Raw genomic sequence first — 19,904 nt, forward strand, 5'->3', positions numbered from 1 at the left:
GTTGGCCTCTGGATCAGGAACAGCGACCACTCAATCCACGATCCTGGCCCCTGAATCAGGGACGGTGGCCACTCGGACCGGGATGCTGCTGGTCGACGGGGTCGACGGGGAGCTGAAGCTGGTGGTGGCCGGGGACGGGGCGACCGGGATCACCGTCCAGGCCCGCTACGCCGACGACGACCGGCCATTGGACCATATGGTCCGGCTGGTGGTGACCGCCACGGGCGAGGGCGGACGTTCGCTCGGTCCACTGCAGATCGAGCCCTCCGGCGAGGGCCAGGGCTTCTACACCACCGGCCCGGTGCTTACTCCCGGCCGTTGGCAGGTGACAGTCACCGGGCCGGCCGCCAACCCCGGTAGCGCGACCGCCGAGGTCGAGGCCCGCCCGGCGGCCAGTCCGCCCCCGGCACCCGCCGTCGACAGCCGGCAGGCCGCGGTGGAGAACGGAAGTGGCCTGCTCCGGACCGTGGGACTGGCCGTGATCGTGCTCGTCGTCCTGGCCGTGGCCGGCATCCTGCTGACCGCCCGCCGCCGTGGTCACACCCCGGCCACCACTGACACCGCAGCCACCACCGACACCGACACCCGCACCACCGACCGCGCAGCCACCACCCCCGGTGCCACCCCCGGCACCACCGCTACCGCTACCGCTACCTCCACCGGCACCGGCACCGGCACCGGTGAGCGCACAAGCCCACACGCCACCCACCCGGACACCGCCGAATAGGACAGCACCGTCCCGATGCCGCCGTAACCGGTCAACGCCGTACCCGGTCAACGCCGTACCCGGTCAGAGTAGGGCGCGCAGGGCGGCCAGGTCGGCGGCGTCCGGCCGCCAGGCCCCGGCCTCGGCGTTGGCGCGTACCTGGTCGGCGGTGGTTGCCCCGGCGATCACCGAGGTCACCGCCGGCTGGGCGGCCAGTCCGCCGATGGCCACCTGGAGCATCAAGAGTCCCCGCTCGGCCGCGTACGCCTCGATCGCCTCGATGGTGTCCCAGTCGGCGGCGGCGAGGCGCTCGGCGTACCGGCCGCCGCCGGCCAGCCGGGTGCCCTCCGGGGGCGCCGAGCCACGCCGGTACTTGCCGGTGAGCAGCCCGTCGGCGAGCGGGAAGAACGGCAGCAGCCCGAGGCCGAACCGCTCGCAGGCCGGCACCACCTCCGCCTCGACGCCACGCTCCAGCAGGCTGTAGTGGTTCTGGGCGCTGATGAACGGGGTCATGCCGCCGGTGCGGGCGGTCCAGTCGGCATCGGCGATCTGCCAGCCGGTGAAGTTGGAGTTGCCCAGGTAGCGGACCTTGCCGGCGCGGACCAGGTCGTCCAGCGCCGCCAGGGTCTCCTCGATCGGCGTACCCGGATCGGGCTGGTGCATCTGGTACAGGTCGATGTGGTCGGTGCCGAGGCGGCGCAGCGACGCCTCCACCGCGCGGGCGACGTACCGGCGGGCGCCCCGGGCGTCGAAGTCCGGGCCGTTCATGCCGTGCATGTCCATGCCGAACTTGGTGGCCAGCACCACGTCGTCCCGGCGGCCCTTGAGCGCCTGGCCCAGCACCTCCTCGGAGGCGCCCTGCGGCTCGCCGTAGATGTCCGCGGTGTCGAAGAGGTTGATCCCCGCGTCGATCGCGGCGTCGACCACCGCCCGGGTGCCGTCGAGGTCCAGCTTGCGGCCGAAGTTGTTGCAGCCGATGCCCACCACGGACACCACGAGCCCGGAGTCGCCCAGCCTGCGATATGCCATCTCAGTCACCGCACCACCCTATGCGAGGTGTTAGGAAGGGGCCCCTGTACAACGTTTTGCGATAACAGGGGGCCCTTCCTTTCAGCTCACCAGGTGGGGGTGGGGGTTTCGACCACCTCGTTGTCGTCGCCGAAGAGCAGGAAGCGGTCGAAGGTGCGGGTGAACCACCGGTCGTGGGTGACCGCGACCACCGTGCCGTCGAAGGCGGTCAGCCCGGCTTCGAGCGCCTCGGCGGAGGCCAGGTCGAGGTTGTCGGTCGGCTCGTCGAGCAGCAGCAGGGTCGCCCCGGAGAGCTCCAGCAGCAGCACCAGGAACCGGGCCTGCTGACCACCGGAGAGGGTGCCGAAGCGCTGGTCGCCCTGGCCGGCCAGCTCGTATCGGCTGAGCGCCGCCATCGCGGTGTGCCGGTCCATCCCGGACCGGTGCTCGTCGCCCCGCCAGAGGATCTCGACAAGCGTCCGGTCCATCAGCTCCGGCCGGTCGTGGGTCTGCGAGAAGTGCCCGGGACGGACCCGCGCGCCGAGCCGGGCCACCCCGTCGTGGGCCACCGGGGCGAGCGCCGCCGCGCCGTCGACCGGCCCGTTGGCCGGGTCCGGGTCGGTGCCGCCGCGGGCCAGCAGCCGCAGGAAGTGCGACTTGCCGGTGCCGTTGGCCCCGAGCACCGCGACCCGGTCGCCGTACCAGAGCTCCAGGTCGAAGGGGTAGGTCAGGCCGTCCAGCTCCAGCTGCTCGCAGATCACCGCCCGCTTGCCGGTCCGCCCGCCGGTCAGCCGCATCCGGATGTCCTGCTCCTTCGGCGGTACGGGCGGCGGCCCGGCCTCCTCGAACTTGCGCAACCTGGTCTGGGCGGCCTGGTACCGGGAGGCCAACCCGTCGTTGTACGCCGCCTTCTGCTTGTACATCAGCATCAGCTCACGCAGCTTCTGGTGTTCCTCGTCCCAACGTCGGCGCAGCTCGTCGAGGCGGGCGTGCCGGTTCACCCGGGCGGCGTGCCAGTCGGCGAAGCCGCCCGGGTGCACCCAGGCGCTGCCACCCTCGACGGTGACCACCCGGTCGGCGGTCTGCGCCAGCAGTTCCCGGTCGTGCGAGACGTAGAGCACCGACTTCGGCGACTCCCGCAGCCGTCCCTCCAGCCAGCGTTTGCCGGGCACGTCGAGGAAGTTGTCCGGCTCGTCGAGCAGGAGCACCTCGTCGTCGCCGCGCAGCAGCAACTCCAGCGCGAAGCGCTTCTGCTGGCCACCGGAGAGGGTCCGGACCGGTCGGTGCCCGACCGCGTCCCAACCCTGGCCGAGCACGATGGTGGCCACGGTGTCGAAGAGCACCTCGGCGTCGTACCCGCCGGTCTCGCCCCAGGCGGCCAACGCGTCGGCGTACGCCAGTTGGGCCTTGCCGGCGGCGGTGCTGTGCGGGCCGCGCGCCTCGGCCGCCCGCATCGCGGCCTCGGTGTCGGCGAGTCGCCGGCCGGCGGCACGCAGGGCGGGTGGGGTGAGGGAGAGGGCCAGGTCGGCGAGGGTGGTGTCGTCACCGATCATGCCGATGAACTGGCGCATCACGCCCAGCCCGCCGGCCCGGGAGATGCTGCCGGTGGGCACCGGCAGGTCACCGGCGACCATTCTCAGCAGCGTCGTCTTGCCCGCGCCGTTCGGCCCGACCAGGGCCACCTTGGCCCCCTCACCCACCCGGAACGACACGTCCCGGAAGAGCTCCCGGCCGTCGGGCAGGACGTGCCCGACCGCTGCCACGTCCACGTATCCCACGTGCGAATCCTGCCCGAGTCGACCACCCGGGCGACATCGAATTACCGGGTGACCCGCAGCACCCGGTACCCCTTCTGGCTGGCCTGCCGGCCGACCTGCCACCCCTGGTCGACCAACCAGCGCTGCAGCGAGTCGCCGCCGAGGTGACGGGCGACCACCAGCCAGCCGACCCCGGCCGGGGCGAGCCGCGGCAACCAGCGTCCCAACAGCTCGTGCAACTCCGCCTTACCGATCCGGATCGGCGGGTTGGACCAGATCTGGGCGAAGGCGACGTCGTCGGGTACCTCATCCGGCGCGTGGACCCGTACCCGGTCGGCGACGCCGACCCGCACCGCGTTCGCGGCGGTGAGTTCCCGGGCCCGCGCGTTGACGTCGACCGCCCAGACGGTGGCCGACGGGGCACACGAGGCGAGCACGCAGGTGATCGGCCCGAACCCGCAGCCGAGGTCGAGCAGCGCGCCGGAGGTGGCGGCGCTGGGCAGGTCGGCCTTGCGCAGCAGCACCCCGGTGCCGGGGTCGAGCCGGGCGGCGGAGAAGACCCCGCCGGCCGAGGCCAGGGTCCAGTCCCGGCCGGCGGCGCTGAATTCCACCTCACGGGGCGCGGCAGCGGTCGTCGGCTCGGCGGTGAAGTAGTGGTCCCCGGTCGTCACGTCCGGCATTCTCGCACCGGGTGCCCGACAGCCCCTCGGGTGTCCCCGCGTGGTCGCTTGATTTTTCCGATTTATCCCCTAATGGGGCAATGGCCCCTACGCTACACATCATGGTCTATCGGTATGAGTCCGGTGAGGACAGCCACCTGGAGCACCCGCGGCCCGGCACCGAGCTTTCGGTGATCTCCGCCGGCCCGCCCGCCCGCCCCGGGCCCTCGCCGTCCCGTTTCCCCACGCCCACGCTGCCCCGGTCGAGCCGTCCGGCAACCGTCGGCCACCCGTCGGCATCGATGCGCGCCGCCCACTCCACCACCTACCGGGTACGCGGCCCGCAGTCCGCCGCCGAACCGTACCCGGCCGACGCCGCGCACCCGGCCGAACCGTATCCGCCGCAGACCGCACACCAGGCCGAACCGTATCCGCCGCAGACCGCACACCAGGCCGAACCGCTTCCGCCGCACACCGCGCACCAGGCAACCCAGTTCCCGCCGCGGGTCTCCCACCACACCGAGCCGATCCCGCCGCACACCTCGGGCCGTCCGGTCGCGCAGCCGCTCGGGCCGTCCCGCACCCGCTCGTCGGGCGGGCGGAACTGGCAGGTCCTCGTCGGTGGCGTCGCGGTGCTCGCGCTGCTCGCCCTCACCGGCCTGGGTGCCGCCGCCCTCGTCGTCGACAGGTCCTCGCCACCGACGGTGACCCCGGTGGCCGGCCCGGCCGCCTCCCCGTCGGCGAAATCCGAGCCACCGCAGGGCATCGACTCCCGGGAGACCGATCCGGCACCGCTGACCGCCAAGGAGGTCTTCGGCAGCCAGACGCTGACCCTCGGCTCCAGCGGGGCCTCGTACCAGGTGCTCAAGACCCAGTCCAGCGGCAGCTGCGCGGTCGCGGCCACCGACGAGATCGCCGACCTGCTGAGTCTGCTGGGCTGCAGCCAGGTGGTCCGGGCCACCCTGCGCTCCCCCGACGGCGAGCACCTGGCCACCGCCGGGCTGTTCAACCTGACCGACCTGCACACCGCCGAGCGGGCCAGGGACCGGATCCGTGAGCTCCTCGACGACCGGCAGGGACGGCTGCGGGGCATGCCCGCCGACGACGACGAGACGACGGTGCTCGCCACCGCCCCGGCCCGCGTCGGCTGGCAGGTACGCGGCCACTACCTGGCGTACGCCGTGGTCACCCGGGCCGACGGCGCGGCCGCCGACGCGGACGACCAGACGGTACGCAGCGTGCTGTTCGACCTGATCGAGCTGCACCTCAACCAGGACGTGCTGGAGCGGCGGGCCAACGCGGGGGCGGCCAACCAGCCCACCGCGAGCCCCACCGAGCGCGCCGGGTCGCCGGCTGCGGACCCGGACCTCACCGAAGACCGCGACGACGGCAACGGGTACGACCCGGAGGGCGCAGACCGCTCCGGCGACCAGGACTGAGCCGGGCTCTCCGGAGCCGGCGGTTCAGGCCTCGGCGGGGACGCGGAGCCGACGGGTGAGTTCGGCCCGCCGGGCGTACTCCGTCGGGTCGGTCGGGTAGCCGACCTCGACCAGGGTGAGCCCGTGCGCCGGGGCCACGGTGACCTCGCTGGACCGTTCCCGCCGGGTCAGCAGGCCGGCCGGCCACTCCACCGGCCGGCGGCCGTCCCCGGCGACCAGCATCGCGCCGACCAGGCTGCGCACCATGGCCTGGCAGAACGCGTCGGCCTGCACGGTGGCCACCAGCACCCCGTCGGCCTCCCGACGCCAGTCCAGCCGGGTCACCTCGCGCAGCGTGGTCGCGTTCTCCTTGCGCCGGCAGTACGCGGCGAAGTCGTGCTCCCCCACCAGTCCGGCCGCCGCGGCGTTCAGCGCGGTCAGGTCCAGCGGCCTGGGCCAGGCCAGGATCTCGTGCCGGCGCAACGGCTGGGCACCGTACGGGGCATCGGTCACCCGGTACTCGTAGCGGCGCCAGGTGGCCGAGAACCGGGCGTCGAAGTCGGCGGGCACCTCGGTCATCGTCCGGACCCGCACGTCGGTGGGGAGCAGCCGGGCCAGCCGGCGCAGCAGTGACCCGGCCCGCTCCTGCCACACCTCGGTGGGCAGCTCCAGGTGGCAGACCTGGCCGGTGGCGTGCACCCCGGCGTCGGTCCGTCCGGCCACCGTCAACCCGGTCGCGGTACCCGGGCCGAGCACCAGGTCGAGGTGTTCGGTCAACACCCCGGCGACCGTACGCCGGTCGGGCTGGGCGGCCCAGCCGGAGAAACCCGTGCCGTCGTAGGCGACGTCCAGTCGTACCCGGGTCCGCTCGTGCACCTCGTACCTCCGCCTCACGGTTCGGGCCCGGCACCCCACGAAGGGGTGCCGGGCCCGACGAAGCCTGTGCTCAGGCCTTGTTCTCGTTGACCTCGTCGCTGTCCTCGCGGGCGGCGGCGGTGTCACCGGAAGCCGAGACCGGAGCCTCGGCGTCCTGGTCGGTGTCGGTCTTGGCCTGCGGGGTCTCCTCCGCCGGCGCGAGCGCCTCCACCTTGTCCTGCTGCGCCGCCTTGCGGGCGGCGGTCTTGTTGTTCGCCTTCGGCTCGGCGACCTGGAGCTCCTCGACCAGCTCGATGACCGCCATCGGAGCGGCGTCACCCTTACGCGGGCCGATCTTCACGATCCGGGTGTAGCCACCCGGACGGTTCGCGTACCGCGGCGCGATCTGGTCGAACAGGGAGTAGACCACGTCCTTGTCCTTGACGACGCCCAGCACCCGCCGACGGGACGCGAGGTCGCCCCGCTTGGCCTTGGTGATGAGCTGCTCGGCCAGCGGACGCAACCGCCGGGCCTTCGTCTCGGTGGTCTTGATCTTGCCGTGCTGGAACAGCGCGGTGGCCAGGTTGGCCAGCATCAGCCGCTCGTGCGCGGGGCTGCCGCCGAGGCGGGGGCCCTTGGTGGGCGTGGGCATGCTAGGTGCTCCTCAGGTGTGGCGGCAGCGCGGACTAGAGCTGCTCGGTCTCGCGGTAGTCGTCGGTGTCGTATTCGGCCTCACCGAAGGCGTCCACGACGTGCGCCGGGTCGAAGTTCGGGGCCGAGTCCTTCAGCCCCAGACCCATCCCGGCGAGCTTCATCTTGACCTCGTCGATCGACTTCTGACCGAAGTTCCGGATGTCGAGGAGGTCGGCCTCGGTGCGCCCGATCAGCTCACCAACGGAGTTGATGCCCTCGCGCTTGAGGCAGTTGTAGGAGCGGACGGTGAGGTCCAGCTCCTCGATCGGCAGGGCCAGGTCCGCCGCGAGCTGGGCGTCCTGCGGGGACGGCCCGATGTCGATGCCCTCCGCGGTCTCGTCCAGCTCCCGGGCCAGCCCGAAGAGCTCCACCAGCGTCGAACCGGCGGAGGCCAGCGCGGTACGCGGGCCCATCGACGGCTTGGTCTCGACGTCGATGATCAGCCGGTCGAAGTCGGTACGCTGCTCGACCCGGGTCGCCTCGACGCGGTACGTCACCTTCAGCACCGGCGAGTAGATCGAGTCGACCGGGATCCGGCCGATCTCCGCGCCGGCCTGCTTGTTCTGCGCCGCCGTCACGTAACCGCGGCCCCGCTCGACGGTCAGCTCCATGTCGAGCCGGCCCTTGCCGTTGAGGGTGGCGAGCTTGAGATCGGCGTTGTGCACCGAGACCCCGGCCGGCGGCTGGATGTCGCCCGCGGTGACGTCACCGGGGCCCTGCTTGCGCAGGTACATGCTGACCGGCTCGTCGTGCTCGGAGCTGACGCAGAGCTCCTTGATGTTCATGACGAGCTCGACCACGTCCTCCTTGACCCCGGGGATCGTGGTGAACTCGTGCAGCACACCATCGATCTTGATCGAGGTCACCGCGGCACCCGGGATGGACGACAGCAGCGTACGCCGCAGCGAGTTGCCCAGGGTGTAGCCGAAGCCCGGCTCCAGCGGCTCGATGGTGAACCGGGAACGGGTCTCGTTGATCGCCTCTTCGGAGAGAGACGGTCGCTGGCTGATGAGCATTTCTTCTCTTCTCTTCCGGGACGCCCGCTATTTGACGTCCACGACAAAACCTGTTCCGGTGGCCCGCCCGAGCAGGCGGGCCACCGCAACGAGCCGCTACTTGGAGTAGAGCTCGACGATCAGCTGCTCCTGGACCTGGGTGTCGATCACCTGGCGGGCCGGGAGCGAGTGCACCAGCACCTTCATCTGGCTGGGGATGGCCTCGAGCCACGCCGGAACGGTCTTGGAACCGGCCTGGGCCTGCGCCACGACGAACGGGGTGAGCTCCTTGCTCTTGCCCCGGACCTCGATGATGTCGTGCTCCTTCACCCGGAACGACGGGATGTCGACCTTCTTGCCGTTCACGGTGAAGTGGCCGTGCTTGACCAGCTGCCGGGCCATGTCCCGGGAGTGGGCGAAGCCGGCCCGGTAGACCACGTTGTCCAGCCGCGACTCGAGGATCTGCAGCAGAACCTCACCCGTCTTGGCCTTCTTGCCCACGGCCTCCTCGTAGTAGCCGCGGAACTGCTTCTCCAGCACGCCGTAGACCCGACGGGCCTTCTGCTTCTCGCGGAGCTGGAGCAGGTACTCCGTCTCCTTGGTGCGGCCGCGGCCGTGCTGTCCGGGCGGGAAGGGCCGGGACTCGAACGGGCACTTCGGGCCATCGCACTTGCTGCCCTTGAGGAACAGCTTCATCTTCTCCCGCCGGCAACGGCGGCAGTCTGCACCGGTGTAACGAGCCATCTCTCTCTACCTCTCAGACCCGACGACGCTTCGGCGGACGGCATCCGTTGTGCGGCTGCGGGGTGACGTCGGCGATCTGGCCGACCTCGAGGCCCACGGCCTGCAGCGAACGGATGGCGGTCTCCCGGCCGGAGCCGGGGCCCTTGACGAACACGTCGACCTTGCGCATGCCGTGCTCCATCGCCCGACGCGCGGCGGCCTCGGCGGCCAGCTGCGCGGCGAACGGGGTCGACTTGCGCGAGCCCTTGAAGCCCACCTGGCCGGCGGAGGCCCAGGAGATGACCGCACCGGTCGGGTCCGTGATGGACACGATGGTGTTGTTGAAGGTGCTCTTGATGTGCGCCTGCCCGTGGGCGACGTTCTTGCGTTCCTTGCGCCGGACCTTCTTGACAGCGGCTCCGGCACGAGCCTTCGGTGGCATAAGTCTGTGCGCTCCTAGTTGACTTTCCGCAGCGGGTTGCGGCCCGGCCCGCCTCGGCGGCGGCCGCTCCCGTCATCCGGTTAAAGAACTACTTCTTGCCGGGCTTCTTCTTGCCGGCGACGGTCCGCTTCGGGCCCTTGCGGGTCCGCGCGTTGGTCTTGGTCCGCTGGCCACGCACGGGCAGGCCCCGGCGGTGCCGGATACCCGCGTAGCAGCCGATCTCGACCTTGCGGCGGATGTCAGCGGCGACCTCGCGGCGCAGGTCGCCTTCAACCTTGTAGTTGCCCTCGATGTGGTTCCGGAGCTGGACCAGCTCCTCGTCCGTGAGGTCCCGGGCGCGCTTGTCCGGCGAGATGCCGGTGGCGGCGAGCGTCTCCAGGGCACGGGTACGACCCATGCCGAAGATGTAGGTGAGCGCGATCTCCAACCGCTTCTCGCGGGGGATATCCACGCCGACTAGACGTGCCATGTGCGGGCGTACTCCTCGTGATGTGTGACGGAGGTGTGGACCCGTCCCTCCCCGCTACCGTCCGCCCCGTGCTGCCGGCGCGACCGCGCCGACGACCGGGAACGGTCGCTGCCCAAGCGGGCCCCGGCCTCCGACCGGGGGTCAACCACGAGAACGTACGCACTGCGTACCGCGCTCGGGGCTGGAACGAGCTGGTGAGGTGTTGGCTGGATCTGCCACGCCGGGACGAACGCTCGACCGACCGTCACCGGCCGGTCGGGCGGATCAGCCCTGGCGCTGCTTGTGGCGCGGGTCGGTGCAGATGACCATGACCCGGCCGTGCCGGCGGATAACCCGGCACTTGTTGCAGATCCTCTTGACGCTCGGCTTGACCTTCACGGTTGCCTTACTTCCCATCTGGCCCTGGACCGCGACGAGGCGCGGCCCGGACGTCGAAGACGGACACGGGACGCCCCGGCCGTCGTCAGGCTCGGTTACTTGTAGCGGTAGACGATGCGCCCGCGAGTCAGGTCGTACGGCGACAGTTCGACGACAACTCGGTCCTCCGGCAGGATACGGATGTAGTGCTGCCGCATCTTGCCGCTGATGTGAGCCAGGACCTTGTGGCCGTTCGCGAGCTCCACCCGGAACATGGCGTTCGGCAGGGGCTCGATGACCCGACCCTCGATCTCGATGGCTCCGTCTTTTTTCGGCATGTCCTCCGCTGTCCTGACGTCGGTTACTCCGGACGGCTCACAACGTCTTACACGGGCGACGGATGCAAGATCCGCCATCCCGCGCCAGCCGCGGCTCCGGCCCCACCGAAGCGCAGGGTGGGCATGCCGGAGTGGACGCTGTGCGCCGATCTGAAAGTGTACGCCCGCCCACCTGCGGACGCCAAACCGGCCACCCCGGTGTCCCCCGAACCGGACACCGCGGCCGGATCAGGCGTTGACTCCGCCGTCCCGCCGGTGCTCCCACCCGTCCGGGCGGAGCTGCGGGTCGTCGCCGGGTGGGCTGATCGCCGGTGCCTCCGGCAGCGCTTCCCGCCCCAGCGCCCGCCGCTCGGCCTTCAACTCCCGCCGGCGGGCCCGCTTCTCGGCCTTGCGCACCCGCTTGCGCTCCTGCTTCTCGGCCCACCGCTGCGGCTCACCCGTGCTGAGCCCGATCCCGGTCTGGACCAGCAGGACCACTCCCCACGGCCCGGCCACCCAGCCGGGCCAGAAGTAGAGCACGTCGCCGGAGATCACCGAGATCATCGCCCAGACCACCAGCGAGATGCCGACCGCGGTCAGGTACGGCTCCCAGTTCTCCGCCAGCCACCGCGCGGTCACCGACCGGCCGGCTGTCGACCTCCCGGGGACCACCGGGTCGGCGGGGACGGGCCCGGCCACCGTGGCACCACCGGGAGCCGCCGCGACGGGCAGGTCGATGACCACGGCATCCAGTTCGCCGTACGTCCGGGCGGTGTACGTCCGCTGCAACCGCTCGTCGTACTCGTGCAGGTCCAGCCGGCCCTCGTCGAGCGCCACCCGCAACCGGTCGGCCACCGCCTGACGGTCCGCGTCGGCGGCCCGCATCCCGTCGCGTTCGTCCATCCGCCAAGCATGCCACCGCCGGGCCACCCGGCCGCGCGGTGCGGCACCGCGCCCCGCGCCGGCCGGTCGGTCAGTCAGGCGGCCGGGGAGGTGGCGGGCTAGCGGGCGGTCACCAGGTCACCGAGCCGCTCCCGACCGCCGTCCGGCGCGGTCAGCACCCACACCCCGTCGGGCAGGATCGCCATCGAGTGCTCGACGTGCGCGGCGACCGACCTGTCCCGGGTCACCACCGTCCAGCCGTCGGAAAGCTCCACCGTACGCGGCGATCCCATCGTGATCATCGGCTCGATGGCCAGCGCCATCCCCGTCACCAGCCGGGGCCCCTTGCCCGGCCGGCCGTGGTTGAGCACGTGCGGGTCCTGGTGCATCTCGGTGCCGATACCGTGGCCACCGTAGCCGTCGACGATGCCGTACCGGCCGGCCTTGCGGACCGCGTTCTCCACCGCGTGGGAGATGTCGGTCAGCCGGCCCTTTCCGCTGGCCGCACCCCGCGCCGCGGCGGCGATCCCGGCCCACATCGCGTCCTCGGCCACCTCGGCCATCCGCAGCAGCGCCGGGTCGGCCTCGCCCACGCCGACCGTGATCGCGGCGTCACCGTGCCAACCGTCCAACACCGCACCGCAGTCGATCGAGATCAGGTCACCGTCCCGGAGCACCTGCTGCGGGCCGGGGATGGCGTGCACCACCTGCTCGTTGACCGAGGAGCAGATCGAGGCCGGGAAACCGTGGTAGCCCTTGAAGGACGGGACCGCCCCCGCCTCGCGGATCGTCGACTCGGCGATCGCGTCGAGATCGGCGGTGCTGACCCCCGGTGCCACCGCCTCCCGCATCCGCCGCAGGGCATCGGCGACCACCAGGCCGGCGGCCCGCATCTTCTCGATCTGCTCGGGGGTCTTCAGCTGGATGTCCAGCTGGTGACGGCGCATGGAGGGTCAACCTTTCGTTGCCGGAACCGCGGCCGACGCCGCGGGCCGTTGCCTCAGCCGCAGTGCCCGCCCACACGTACGTGGCCGGACCGCAAGCGTACGTCGCGCGTGGTCGCCGCCGCAGCGGTAGTCGGTCCGCGTCGGGGCCGGTCCGGAGACTCAGCCGCCGTACGAGCGCAGCGCGTCGATGGCCCGCACGGTGACGTCCTCCACCGGACCGGTGGCGTCGATGCCGACCAGCTTGCCCTGGGCGCCGTAGTAGTCGACGAGCGGAGCGGTCTTCTCGGCGTACTCCCGCAGCCGGGCGGCGATGGTCTCCGGCTTGTCGTCGTCCCGCTGGAACAGGTCGGCGCCGCACCGGTCGCAGATGCCGTCCCGGGTGGTGGCGTCGAACTCGACGTGCCAGATCTTGCCGCAGCCCCGGCAGGTACGCCGGCCGGAGAGCCGCCGGATCACCTCGTCGTCGTCGACGACCAGCTCCAGCACCAGGTCCAGCGCGGTGCCGAGATCAGCGAGGAGCTTGTCCAGCGCGGCGGCCTGCGGCGTGGTCCGCGGGAAGCCGTCGAGCAGGAAGCCCTCGCTGGCGTCCGGCTCGGCGAGCCGGTCCCGGACCATGTTGATGGTCACCTCGTCCGGGACCAGCTTGCCGGCGTCCATGTACCGCTTGGCCTCGACCCCCAGGGGCGTGCCCTGGGAGACGTTGGCCCGGAAGATGTCCCCCGTCGAGATCTTCGGCACCGAGAGGTGCGCGGCGATGAACTCTGCCTGTGTGCCCTTGCCCGCACCCGGCGGGCCAACCAGAACGAGTCGCATCTACCGCAGGAACCCTTCGTAGTTCCGCTGCATGAGCTGGCTCTCGATCTGCTTCACGGTCTCCAGACCGACACCGACCATGATCAGCACAGCGGTACCGCCGAACGGGAAGTTGACGTACTGCTCGCTGTCCAGCCAGATGAAGAAGAAGTTCGGCAGGATCGAGATGATCGCCAGGTACAGCGCGCCCGGCAGGGTGATGCGGCTGAGGATGAAGTCGAGGTAGTCGGCGGTCGGCTTGCCGGGGCGGATGCCCGGCACGAAACCGCCGTACTTCTTCATGTTGTCCGCGACCTCGGTCGGGTTGAACGTGATCGACACGTAGAAGTACGTGAAGAAGATGATGAGCAGGAAGTAGACCGAGATGTAGATCGGGCTGGTCGGGTTGACCAGGTTGTTCTGGATCCACGCCTGCGTCTTGCCCGGGTCGTTCTGGTCGAAGAACTGCAGGGCCAGCTGCGGCAGGTAGAGCAGCGAGGAACCGAAGATGACCGGGATGACACCCGCCTGGTTGACCTTCAACGGGATGTAGGTCGAGGTGCCGCCGTACATCCGCCGGCCGATCATCCGCTTGGCGTACTGCACCGGGATCCGGCGCTGCGCCTGCTCGATGAAGGTGACCGCGGTGATGACCACCAGGACCAGCGCGATGACCAGGGCGAACATCTCCCAGCCCTTGGTCTGCTTGATCTGCCAACCCTCGCTGGGCAGCCGCGCCGCGATCGAGGTGAAGATCAGCACGGACATGCCGTTGCCGACGCCCCGGTCGGTGATCAGCTCGCCCAGCCACATGACCACGCCGGTGCCGGCGGTCATCGTCATGACCAGGACGGTCAGGGTCAGCCAGTCCGGGATGCCCGTCCCGGTGGGGATGATCGGGAACTGGTCACACTGGTTGTTGAAGAGCTGACCGCTACGGGCCAACGCCACGAACGCCGAGGCCTGGAGCACGCCCAGACCCAGGGTCAGGTACCGGGTGTACTGGGTGATCTTCGCCTGGCCGGCCTGGCCCTCCTTGCGGAGCTGCTCCAGCCGGGGGATCACCACGGTCAGCAGCTGCAGGATGATCGACGCGGTGATGTAGGGCATGATGCCCAGCGCGAAGACCGAGAGCTGCAGAAGCGCGCCACCGGAGAAGAGGTTGAGCAGGTTCAGGACACCCGTCGCGCCGTTCTCCAGCGTGTCGAGGCAGCGTTGCACGTTGCCGTACGAGACGCCGGGGCTGGGGATAGTGGCACCGAGCCGATAGACCGCGATGATGCCTACTGTGAACAGCAGCTTCTTGCGCAGGTCAGGCGTACGGAACGCACTGAGAAAGGCGGACAGCAACTTCTTCCTCCTGCGCGAGGCGGGCCGCCGGTGAACCCTGGCGGGGCGGGGTGGGTGCCGGGCAGACGCCCGATATCCATAGCTGGGACAGGACTCTAACAGTCCTGTCCCCGTCTGGGCAGGTGTGCCCGGCTACATAAATCGATTCCGATGTTACCTGGCCCACATGGTCCGGGCGCACCATGGCGCCCGCCAGTTCGACAACTGACGGGCGCCACGGGTCCGGACCGTTCTACAGCTCGGTGACGCTGCCACCGGCGGCGGCGATCTTCTCCTTGGCCGACGCGCTGAACGCGTGCGCCGACACCTGGAGCGCCACCCCGCCGAGGTCCCCGGTGCCGAGCACCTTGACCGGGTGACCCTTGCGGACCGCGCCGGCCTCGACCAGCTCGACCGGGCCGATCTGGCCGCCGTTGGGGAACAGCTCGGCGAGCCGGTCCAGGTTGACCACCTGGAAGACCACCTTGAACTTGTTCTTGAAGCCCTTCATCTTCGGCAGGCGCATGTGGATGGGCATCTGCCCACCCTCGAACGCCGGCGAGATGTTCTTGCGGGCCTTCGAGCCCTTCGTACCGCGACCGGCGGTCTTGCCCTTGGAGCCCTCGCCCCGACCCACCCGGGTCTTGGCGGTCTTGGACCCCGGCGCCGGACGCAGGTGGTGGACCTTGATCGTCATTACTCGACCTCCTCGACCTTCACGAGGTGGCTGACCGTGAAGATCATGCCTCGGATCTCCGGCCGGTCCTCCTTGACCACCACGTCGTTGATCCGCTTGAGACCGAGCGAACGCAGCGACTCACGCTGGTTGCGCTTGGTCCCGATCTCGGACCGGAGCTGGGTGACCTTCAGGCGTGCCATCAGGATGCCACCCCCGCCCGCGACGCCAGCATGGCCGCCGGCGCGACGTCCTCCACCGGAAGACCACGACGGGCCGCGACAGCCTCCGGGGACTCGAGCCCCTTCAGCGCCGCCACCGTGGCGTGCACGATGTTGATCGGGTTGGACGAGCCGAGGCTCTTGGAGAGCACGTCGTGGATGCCGGCGCACTCCAGCACGGCGCGCACCGGACCACCGGCGATGACACCCGTACCGGCCGAGGCCGGCTTGAGCAGCACCACACCGGCGGCGTCCTCGCCCGTGACCGGGTGCGGGATCGAGGCACCGATCCGCGGCACCTTGAAGAAGTGCTTCTTGGCCTCCTCGACGCCCTTGGCGATCGCCGCGGGCACCTCCTTGGCCTTTCCGTAGCCCACACCGACGGTGCCGTCGCCGTCGCCCACGATCACCAGGGCGGTGAAGCTGAAGCGACGACCACCCTTCACGACCTTGGCGACGCGGTTGATCGCGACGACCCGCTCGAGGTGCGGGGTCTTCTCGACGGGCGCGTTTCCGCGGCCGCCCTCACGGCGGTTGTCGCGGCGACCACCCTCGTTGCCACCGGACCCGCCGCCACGGCGCTGTTGACCTGGCATCAGCAGCCTTCCTCTCTCTCGTGACGGGGTTTCTAGAACTCGAGCCCGGCTTCGCGGGCGGCGTCGGCAAGCGCGGCGACCCGCCCCGCGTACCGGTTGCCACCGCGGTCAAAGACGACCTTCGAGACGCCGGCGGCCTTGGCCCGGTCGGCCAGGAGCGCGCCGACCTTGCCGGCCAGGGCGCTCTTGTCGCCCTCGGTGCCGCGCAGCGACACGTCCAGGGACGAGGCCGACGCCAGGGTGTGACCCTTGTTGTCGTCGACGACCTGGGCGGTGATGTGCCGCAGCGAACGGGTGACCACGAGGCGGGGACGCTCGGCGGTGCCGCTGACGTTCTTGCGGACCCGGAAGTGCCGACGCGCACGCCCGACGGCGCGCTTGGCGGCAACGCCGCGGCGGCGCTTGAGCAGCGTGGCGCTCACTTCTTACCTGCCTTTCCAGCCTTGCGGCGGATGACCTCGCCCTGGTACTTGACACCCTTGCCCTTGTAGGGCTCCGGCGGGCGGATCTTCCGGATGTTGGCGGCGACCTCACCGACCTGCTGCTTGTCGATGCCGGCCACGTGGAACAGGGTCGGCCGCTCCACCGTGAAGGTGATGCCGTCCGGCGCGGGGACCAGCACCGGGTGCGAGAACCCGAGCGCGAACTCCAGGTCCTTGCCCTTGGCGGTGACCCGGTAACCGGTACCGGCGATCTCCAGGCTCTTGCGGTAACCCTCGGTGACGCCGACGATCATGTTGGCGACCAGGGTACGGCTCAGGCCGTGCAGTTCCTTGGCCTTGCGCTCGTCGTTCGGCCGGTTCACCAGCAGCTGGCCGTCCTCGGCCCGCTCCGCGGTGATCGGCGCGGCGAGCGTGTGCGACAGCTCGCCCTTCGGGCCCTTGACCCTGACGGTCTGCCCGTCGATGGTGATGTCGACGCCGGAAGGTACCGGGATCGACTTACGTCCAATACGCGACATTTCTACCTGTCTCCCGTTACCAGACGAAGGCGAGGACTTCCCCGCCAACGCTCCGCTTGCGGGCCTGCCGGTCGGTGAGCAGCCCCTGGGACGTCGAAATGATCGCCACGCCGAGGCCGCCGAGCACCCGCGGGAGCCCGTCCGACTTGGCGTACACCCGGAGACCGGGCTTGGACACGCGCTTGATGCCGGCCAGGCTCCGCTCGCGGTTCTGGCCGTACTTCAGCTCGACGACCAGTCGCTTGCCGACGGCACCCTCCTCGGGCTCCTCGACCGACCAGGTGGCGATGTAGCCCTCGGACTTCAGGACCTCGGCGATGTTCGCCTTGATCTTGGAGTAGGGCATCGTCACCTGGTCGTGGTACGCCTGGTTGGCGTTACGCAGACGCGTGAGCATGTCTGCGATCGGGTCGGTCATCGTCATGGATATCGTCAGCCTTTCTCGCCGGGGTTCCCGGGGCTCCAAGCCCCGGGCCTACGGCGAAGAGCAATACATGATCGGTGCAAGGGCCCCGGCGTGAGCCGGGGCGCGTTCGCCCTTACCAGGAAGCCTTGGACACGCCCGGCAGCTCACCGCGGTGAGCCATCTCCCGGATGCACACCCGGCAGAGACCGAACTTGCGGTAGACCGCCTTGGGGCGCCCGCACCGCTGGCAGCGGGTGTACGCGCGAACCGAGAACTTCGGCTTCGCGGCCGCCTTGAGGATCAGCGCCTTCTTGGCCATCTCAGTTCTCCTTGAACGGGAAGCCCAGGAGCTTGAGCAGCGCCCGGCCCTCGTCGTCGGTCGTGGCGGTCGTGACCACCGTGATGTCCATGCCCCGCTGCCGATCGATCTTGTCCTGGTCGATCTCGTGGAACACCGACTGCTCGGTCAGACCGAACGTGTAGTTGCCGTGCCCGTCGAGCTTGCGCCCGTCCAGACCGCGGAAGTCGCGGATACGCGGCAGCGCGATCGACAGCAGCCGGTCCAGGAACTCCCACATCCGGTCGCCCCGGAGGGTGACCTTCGCGCCAATCGGCATGCCCTCACGCAGCTTGAACTGCGCGATGGACTTGGTCGCCCGCCGTACCTGCGGCTTCTGGCCGGTGATGGTGGCCAGGTCCCGGACGGCGCCGTCGATCAGCTTGGCGTCCCGGGCGGCCTCGCCGACACCCATGTTGACGACGATCTTGACCAGCCGCGGCACCTGCATGGGGTTGCCGTAGCTGTGCTGCTCCTGCAGCTTGGCCACGATCTCGTTGCGGTACCGCTCCTTGAGGCGCGGCATGGTCGTGGTTTCGGTAGCCGTGGTCATCAGAGGTCCTTACCGGTGCTACGCGCGATGCGGACCTTCTGGCCACTGTCGTCGATACGGTAACCGACCCGGGTCGGCTTCCCCTCGGAGTCCAGGATCTGCACGTTGGAAACGTGGATCGGGGCCTCCTGGGTGACGATGCCACCGGTCTTGGCGCCGCGCTGGGTGGTGCTGACGCGGGTGTGCTTCTTGACCCGGTTCACGCCCTCGACCAGGACCTTGTCCTGCCGCGGGTAGGCCTGGATGACCTTGCCCTTGGCACCCTTGTCCTTGCCGGCGATGACGATGACCGTGTCGCCCTTCTTGATCTTCATGCCCGCGCCTCCCTGCGGTCGGCGCGCGCCTGAAGCTTGCACCTACTGAGCCTGTCGGTTCGCTCACGTCGCTCGCTCACGGTCACAACACCTCCGGAGCGAGAGAAATGATCTTCATGAACCGCTTGTCCCGCAGCTCCCGACCCACCGGGCCGAAGATACGGGTACCGCGCGGGTCGCCACCGTCCTTGATGATGACGGCGGCGTTCTCGTCGAAGCGAATGTACGAGCCGTCCGGCCGCCGCCGCTCCTTGGCGGTGCGGACGATGACGGCCTTGACGACGTCGCCCTTCTTCACACCGGCACCCGGGATCGCGTCCTTGACCGTGGCCACGATGACGTCGCCGATACTCGCGTAGCGCCGACCGGAGCCACCGAGAACCCGGATGCACAGGATCTCCCGGGCACCCGTGTTGTCGGCGACGCGCAGTCGCGACTCCTGCTGAATCACGTCTATCTCCTATGTCTGCCGGTTCTCCGGCCGCCTGCCGCAGCCGGAGCCTGGCGGAACCTGCGCCCGACTGACGCCGGGCGAGTTCGAGCCTTCGCTACTTGGCCTTTTCCAGGATCTCCACGATCCGCCAACGCTTGGTGGCGGAGAGCGGCCGGGTCTCCATGATCAGGACCCGGTCGCCGGTACCGGCGGCGTTCTGCTCGTCGTGCACCTTCAGCTTGCTGGTCCGGCGCATGATCTTGCCGTACAGCGCGTGCTTGACCCGGTCCTCGACCTCGACGACGACGGTCTTGTCCATCTTGTCGCTGACCACCAGGCCCTCACGGACCTTACGGCGCGCCCGCACGGGAGCCGCGGTGGTGTTGTCGGTCTCGCTCATGATGCAGTCACCTCAGTCGGCGCAGCCGAGAGCCCCAGCTCGCGCTCACGCATGATCGTGTAGATCCGGGCGATCTCCCGACGGATGACCTGCAGCCGCCGGTTGTTGTCAAGCTGCCCGGTTGCGGCCTGCACGCGGAGGTTGAACAGCTCCGCCTTGGCCTCCCGCAGCTTCGTGACCAGCTCCTCCTCGGAGAGCTCACGCAGCTCGGAGGCCTTAACGCCCGCTGCCATCAGGACTCACCCACTTCGCGCGTCACAATTCGGCACTTCATCGGGAGCTTGTGGATCGCGCGACGCATGGCCTCGCGCGCGATCTGCTCGTTGGGGAAGGACATCTCGAACAGGATCCGTCCCGGCTTCACGTTGGCCACCCACCACTCGGGCGAACCCTTACCGGAACCCATCCGGGTCTCGGCCGGCTTCTTGGTCAGGGCCTGGTCCGGGAAGACCGAGATCCAGACCTTGCCACCACGCTTGATGTGGCGGGTCATCGCGATACGCGCCGACTCGATCTGGCGGTTGGTCACGTACGCCGGCTCCAGAGCCTGGATCCCGAACTCGCCGAAGACCACCCGGTTACCGCCCTTGGACGCGCCACTGCGGTCCGGGTGGTGCGGCTTGCGGAAGCCCTTCGGGGGCTTGCGCGGCATCAGCAT

General features: G+C 70.0%; 30 protein-coding genes. 2 read left to right on the forward strand and 28 right to left on the reverse strand.

All coding sequences use genetic code 11. The features are described 5' to 3' along the window. Positions 1-64: 64 nt before the first annotated feature. Positions 65-727, forward strand: coding sequence for a hypothetical protein (locus tag ACN28G_RS22085; protein WP_421480253.1), 663 nt, complete (start codon positions 65-67; stop codon positions 725-727). A 63-nt stretch (positions 728-790) separates the two neighbouring features. Here ACN28G_RS22085 and ACN28G_RS22090 read toward each other — a convergent pair whose 3' ends face one another. The 3 genes from ACN28G_RS22090 to ACN28G_RS22100 form a co-directional block, all read right to left on the reverse strand. Then, positions 791-1,735 carry an aldo/keto reductase gene (locus tag ACN28G_RS22090; RefSeq protein ID WP_421480958.1) on the reverse strand — a complete coding sequence of 315 codons (945 nt, stop codon included), beginning with the start codon at positions 1,733-1,735 and terminating at the stop codon, positions 791-793. Between the two features lie 86 nt (positions 1,736-1,821). Further along, on the reverse strand, positions 1,822-3,492 hold the full coding sequence (locus tag ACN28G_RS22095; RefSeq protein ID WP_421480254.1) for an ABC-F family ATP-binding cassette domain-containing protein: 1,671 nt from the start codon (positions 3,490-3,492) through the stop codon (positions 1,822-1,824). 41 nt (positions 3,493-3,533) lie between these two features. Further along, positions 3,534-4,151, reverse strand: coding sequence for a class I SAM-dependent methyltransferase (locus ACN28G_RS22100; RefSeq protein WP_421480255.1), 618 nt, complete (start codon positions 4,149-4,151; stop codon positions 3,534-3,536). 101 nt (positions 4,152-4,252) lie between these two features. Here ACN28G_RS22100 and ACN28G_RS22105 point away from each other — a divergent pair, with 101 nt between their 5' ends. Beyond that, entirely contained in the window at positions 4,253-5,569 is a 1,317-nt protein-coding gene (locus ACN28G_RS22105) for a hypothetical protein (RefSeq protein WP_175440656.1), read from the forward strand. A gap of 24 nt (positions 5,570-5,593) precedes the next feature. On the opposite strand, the gene truA is transcribed toward ACN28G_RS22105, so the two are convergent. From truA to rplP, 25 genes are all read right to left on the reverse strand, one after another. Then, positions 5,594-6,424 carry a tRNA pseudouridine(38-40) synthase TruA gene (truA, locus tag ACN28G_RS22110; protein WP_091443976.1) on the reverse strand — a complete coding sequence of 277 codons (831 nt, stop codon included), beginning with the start codon at positions 6,422-6,424 and terminating at the stop codon, positions 5,594-5,596. 70 nt (positions 6,425-6,494) lie between these two features. Then, positions 6,495-7,055 carry a 50S ribosomal protein L17 gene (rplQ, locus tag ACN28G_RS22115; RefSeq protein ID WP_091443980.1) on the reverse strand — a complete coding sequence of 187 codons (561 nt, stop codon included), beginning with the start codon at positions 7,053-7,055 and terminating at the stop codon, positions 6,495-6,497. 34 nt (positions 7,056-7,089) lie between these two features. Continuing rightward, entirely contained in the window at positions 7,090-8,112 is a 1,023-nt protein-coding gene (locus tag ACN28G_RS22120; RefSeq protein WP_091443984.1) for a DNA-directed RNA polymerase subunit alpha, read from the reverse strand. 96 nt (positions 8,113-8,208) lie between these two features. After that, a complete protein-coding gene (rpsD, locus tag ACN28G_RS22125; RefSeq protein ID WP_091443987.1) occupies positions 8,209-8,835 on the reverse strand; it encodes a 30S ribosomal protein S4 in 627 nt (208 codons plus the stop codon). Positions 8,836-8,848: 13 nt separating this feature from the next. After that, the gene (gene rpsK / locus ACN28G_RS22130; protein WP_030329919.1) at positions 8,849-9,256 is read right to left on the reverse strand and encodes a 30S ribosomal protein S11; all 408 of its coding nucleotides are present in this window, start codon (positions 9,254-9,256) and stop codon (positions 8,849-8,851) included. 88 nt (positions 9,257-9,344) lie between these two features. Next, positions 9,345-9,725 carry a 30S ribosomal protein S13 gene (rpsM, locus tag ACN28G_RS22135; RefSeq protein ID WP_091443990.1) on the reverse strand — a complete coding sequence of 127 codons (381 nt, stop codon included), beginning with the start codon at positions 9,723-9,725 and terminating at the stop codon, positions 9,345-9,347. A 264-nt stretch (positions 9,726-9,989) separates the two neighbouring features. Continuing rightward, entirely contained in the window at positions 9,990-10,103 is a 114-nt protein-coding gene (gene rpmJ / locus ACN28G_RS22140; RefSeq protein WP_012184307.1) for a 50S ribosomal protein L36, read from the reverse strand. A gap of 95 nt (positions 10,104-10,198) precedes the next feature. Beyond that, a complete protein-coding gene (gene infA, locus ACN28G_RS22145) occupies positions 10,199-10,420 on the reverse strand; it encodes a translation initiation factor IF-1 (RefSeq protein ID WP_007073013.1) in 222 nt (73 codons plus the stop codon). A 228-nt stretch (positions 10,421-10,648) separates the two neighbouring features. Then, positions 10,649-11,302 (reverse strand): DUF1707 SHOCT-like domain-containing protein, encoded by a 654-nt coding sequence (locus tag ACN28G_RS22150; RefSeq protein WP_091443993.1) that lies wholly within the window; start codon positions 11,300-11,302, stop codon positions 10,649-10,651. 98 nt (positions 11,303-11,400) lie between these two features. Beyond that, a complete protein-coding gene (gene map, locus ACN28G_RS22155; RefSeq protein WP_421480256.1) occupies positions 11,401-12,228 on the reverse strand; it encodes a type I methionyl aminopeptidase in 828 nt (275 codons plus the stop codon). 159 nt (positions 12,229-12,387) lie between these two features. Further along, positions 12,388-13,041, reverse strand: a complete 654-nt coding sequence (locus ACN28G_RS22160) for an adenylate kinase (RefSeq protein ID WP_007073015.1) — start codon at positions 13,039-13,041, stop codon at positions 12,388-12,390. Then, complete coding sequence (gene secY / locus ACN28G_RS22165; RefSeq protein WP_091443998.1) at positions 13,042-14,370, reverse strand: preprotein translocase subunit SecY; 1,329 nt, start codon at positions 14,368-14,370, stop codon at positions 13,042-13,044. A 232-nt stretch (positions 14,371-14,602) separates the two neighbouring features. Beyond that, the gene (gene rplO / locus ACN28G_RS22170; protein ID WP_091444000.1) at positions 14,603-15,046 is read right to left on the reverse strand and encodes a 50S ribosomal protein L15; all 444 of its coding nucleotides are present in this window, start codon (positions 15,044-15,046) and stop codon (positions 14,603-14,605) included. Continuing rightward, positions 15,046-15,228, reverse strand: coding sequence for a 50S ribosomal protein L30 (gene rpmD, locus ACN28G_RS22175; RefSeq protein ID WP_091444005.1), 183 nt, complete (start codon positions 15,226-15,228; stop codon positions 15,046-15,048). Before rpmD ends, rplO begins: the two co-directional genes overlap by 1 nt. Next, positions 15,228-15,842: a 30S ribosomal protein S5 gene (gene rpsE / locus ACN28G_RS22180; protein WP_091444013.1), complete on the reverse strand. Its 615-nt coding sequence runs from the start codon at positions 15,840-15,842 to the stop codon at positions 15,228-15,230. Before rpsE ends, rpmD begins: the two co-directional genes overlap by 1 nt. Before the next feature lie 32 nt (positions 15,843-15,874). Beyond that, complete coding sequence (rplR, locus tag ACN28G_RS22185) at positions 15,875-16,252, reverse strand: 50S ribosomal protein L18 (RefSeq protein ID WP_373868405.1); 378 nt, start codon at positions 16,250-16,252, stop codon at positions 15,875-15,877. Between the two features lie 8 nt (positions 16,253-16,260). Next, complete coding sequence (gene rplF / locus ACN28G_RS22190; protein ID WP_091444022.1) at positions 16,261-16,803, reverse strand: 50S ribosomal protein L6; 543 nt, start codon at positions 16,801-16,803, stop codon at positions 16,261-16,263. A gap of 16 nt (positions 16,804-16,819) precedes the next feature. After that, complete coding sequence (gene rpsH, locus ACN28G_RS22195; protein ID WP_091444025.1) at positions 16,820-17,227, reverse strand: 30S ribosomal protein S8; 408 nt, start codon at positions 17,225-17,227, stop codon at positions 16,820-16,822. A 115-nt stretch (positions 17,228-17,342) separates the two neighbouring features. Beyond that, positions 17,343-17,528, reverse strand: a complete 186-nt coding sequence (locus tag ACN28G_RS22200) for a type Z 30S ribosomal protein S14 (protein WP_007073023.1) — start codon at positions 17,526-17,528, stop codon at positions 17,343-17,345. Position 17,529: 1 nt separating this feature from the next. Then, positions 17,530-18,099: a 50S ribosomal protein L5 gene (gene rplE, locus ACN28G_RS22205; protein WP_091444029.1), complete on the reverse strand. Its 570-nt coding sequence runs from the start codon at positions 18,097-18,099 to the stop codon at positions 17,530-17,532. Next, positions 18,099-18,413 (reverse strand): 50S ribosomal protein L24, encoded by a 315-nt coding sequence (gene rplX, locus ACN28G_RS22210; protein WP_091444032.1) that lies wholly within the window; start codon positions 18,411-18,413, stop codon positions 18,099-18,101. Before rplX ends, rplE begins: the two co-directional genes overlap by 1 nt. Before the next feature lie 82 nt (positions 18,414-18,495). Then, complete coding sequence (gene rplN, locus ACN28G_RS22215) at positions 18,496-18,864, reverse strand: 50S ribosomal protein L14 (protein WP_023358185.1); 369 nt, start codon at positions 18,862-18,864, stop codon at positions 18,496-18,498. Between the two features lie 97 nt (positions 18,865-18,961). Further along, positions 18,962-19,246, reverse strand: coding sequence for a 30S ribosomal protein S17 (rpsQ, locus tag ACN28G_RS22220; protein WP_091444035.1), 285 nt, complete (start codon positions 19,244-19,246; stop codon positions 18,962-18,964). Continuing rightward, positions 19,243-19,479 (reverse strand): 50S ribosomal protein L29, encoded by a 237-nt coding sequence (gene rpmC, locus ACN28G_RS22225; protein WP_007073028.1) that lies wholly within the window; start codon positions 19,477-19,479, stop codon positions 19,243-19,245. Before rpmC ends, rpsQ begins: the two co-directional genes overlap by 4 nt. Continuing rightward, a complete protein-coding gene (gene rplP / locus ACN28G_RS22230; protein ID WP_067359618.1) occupies positions 19,479-19,904 on the reverse strand; it encodes a 50S ribosomal protein L16 in 426 nt (141 codons plus the stop codon). The genes rpmC and rplP overlap by 1 nt, the downstream gene beginning before the upstream one ends.

Origin of the sequence: Micromonospora sp. WMMA1923 (genome assembly GCF_049179195.1) — a bacterium.
Lineage (GTDB): Bacteria > Actinomycetota > Actinomycetes > Mycobacteriales > Micromonosporaceae > Micromonospora > Micromonospora yangpuensis.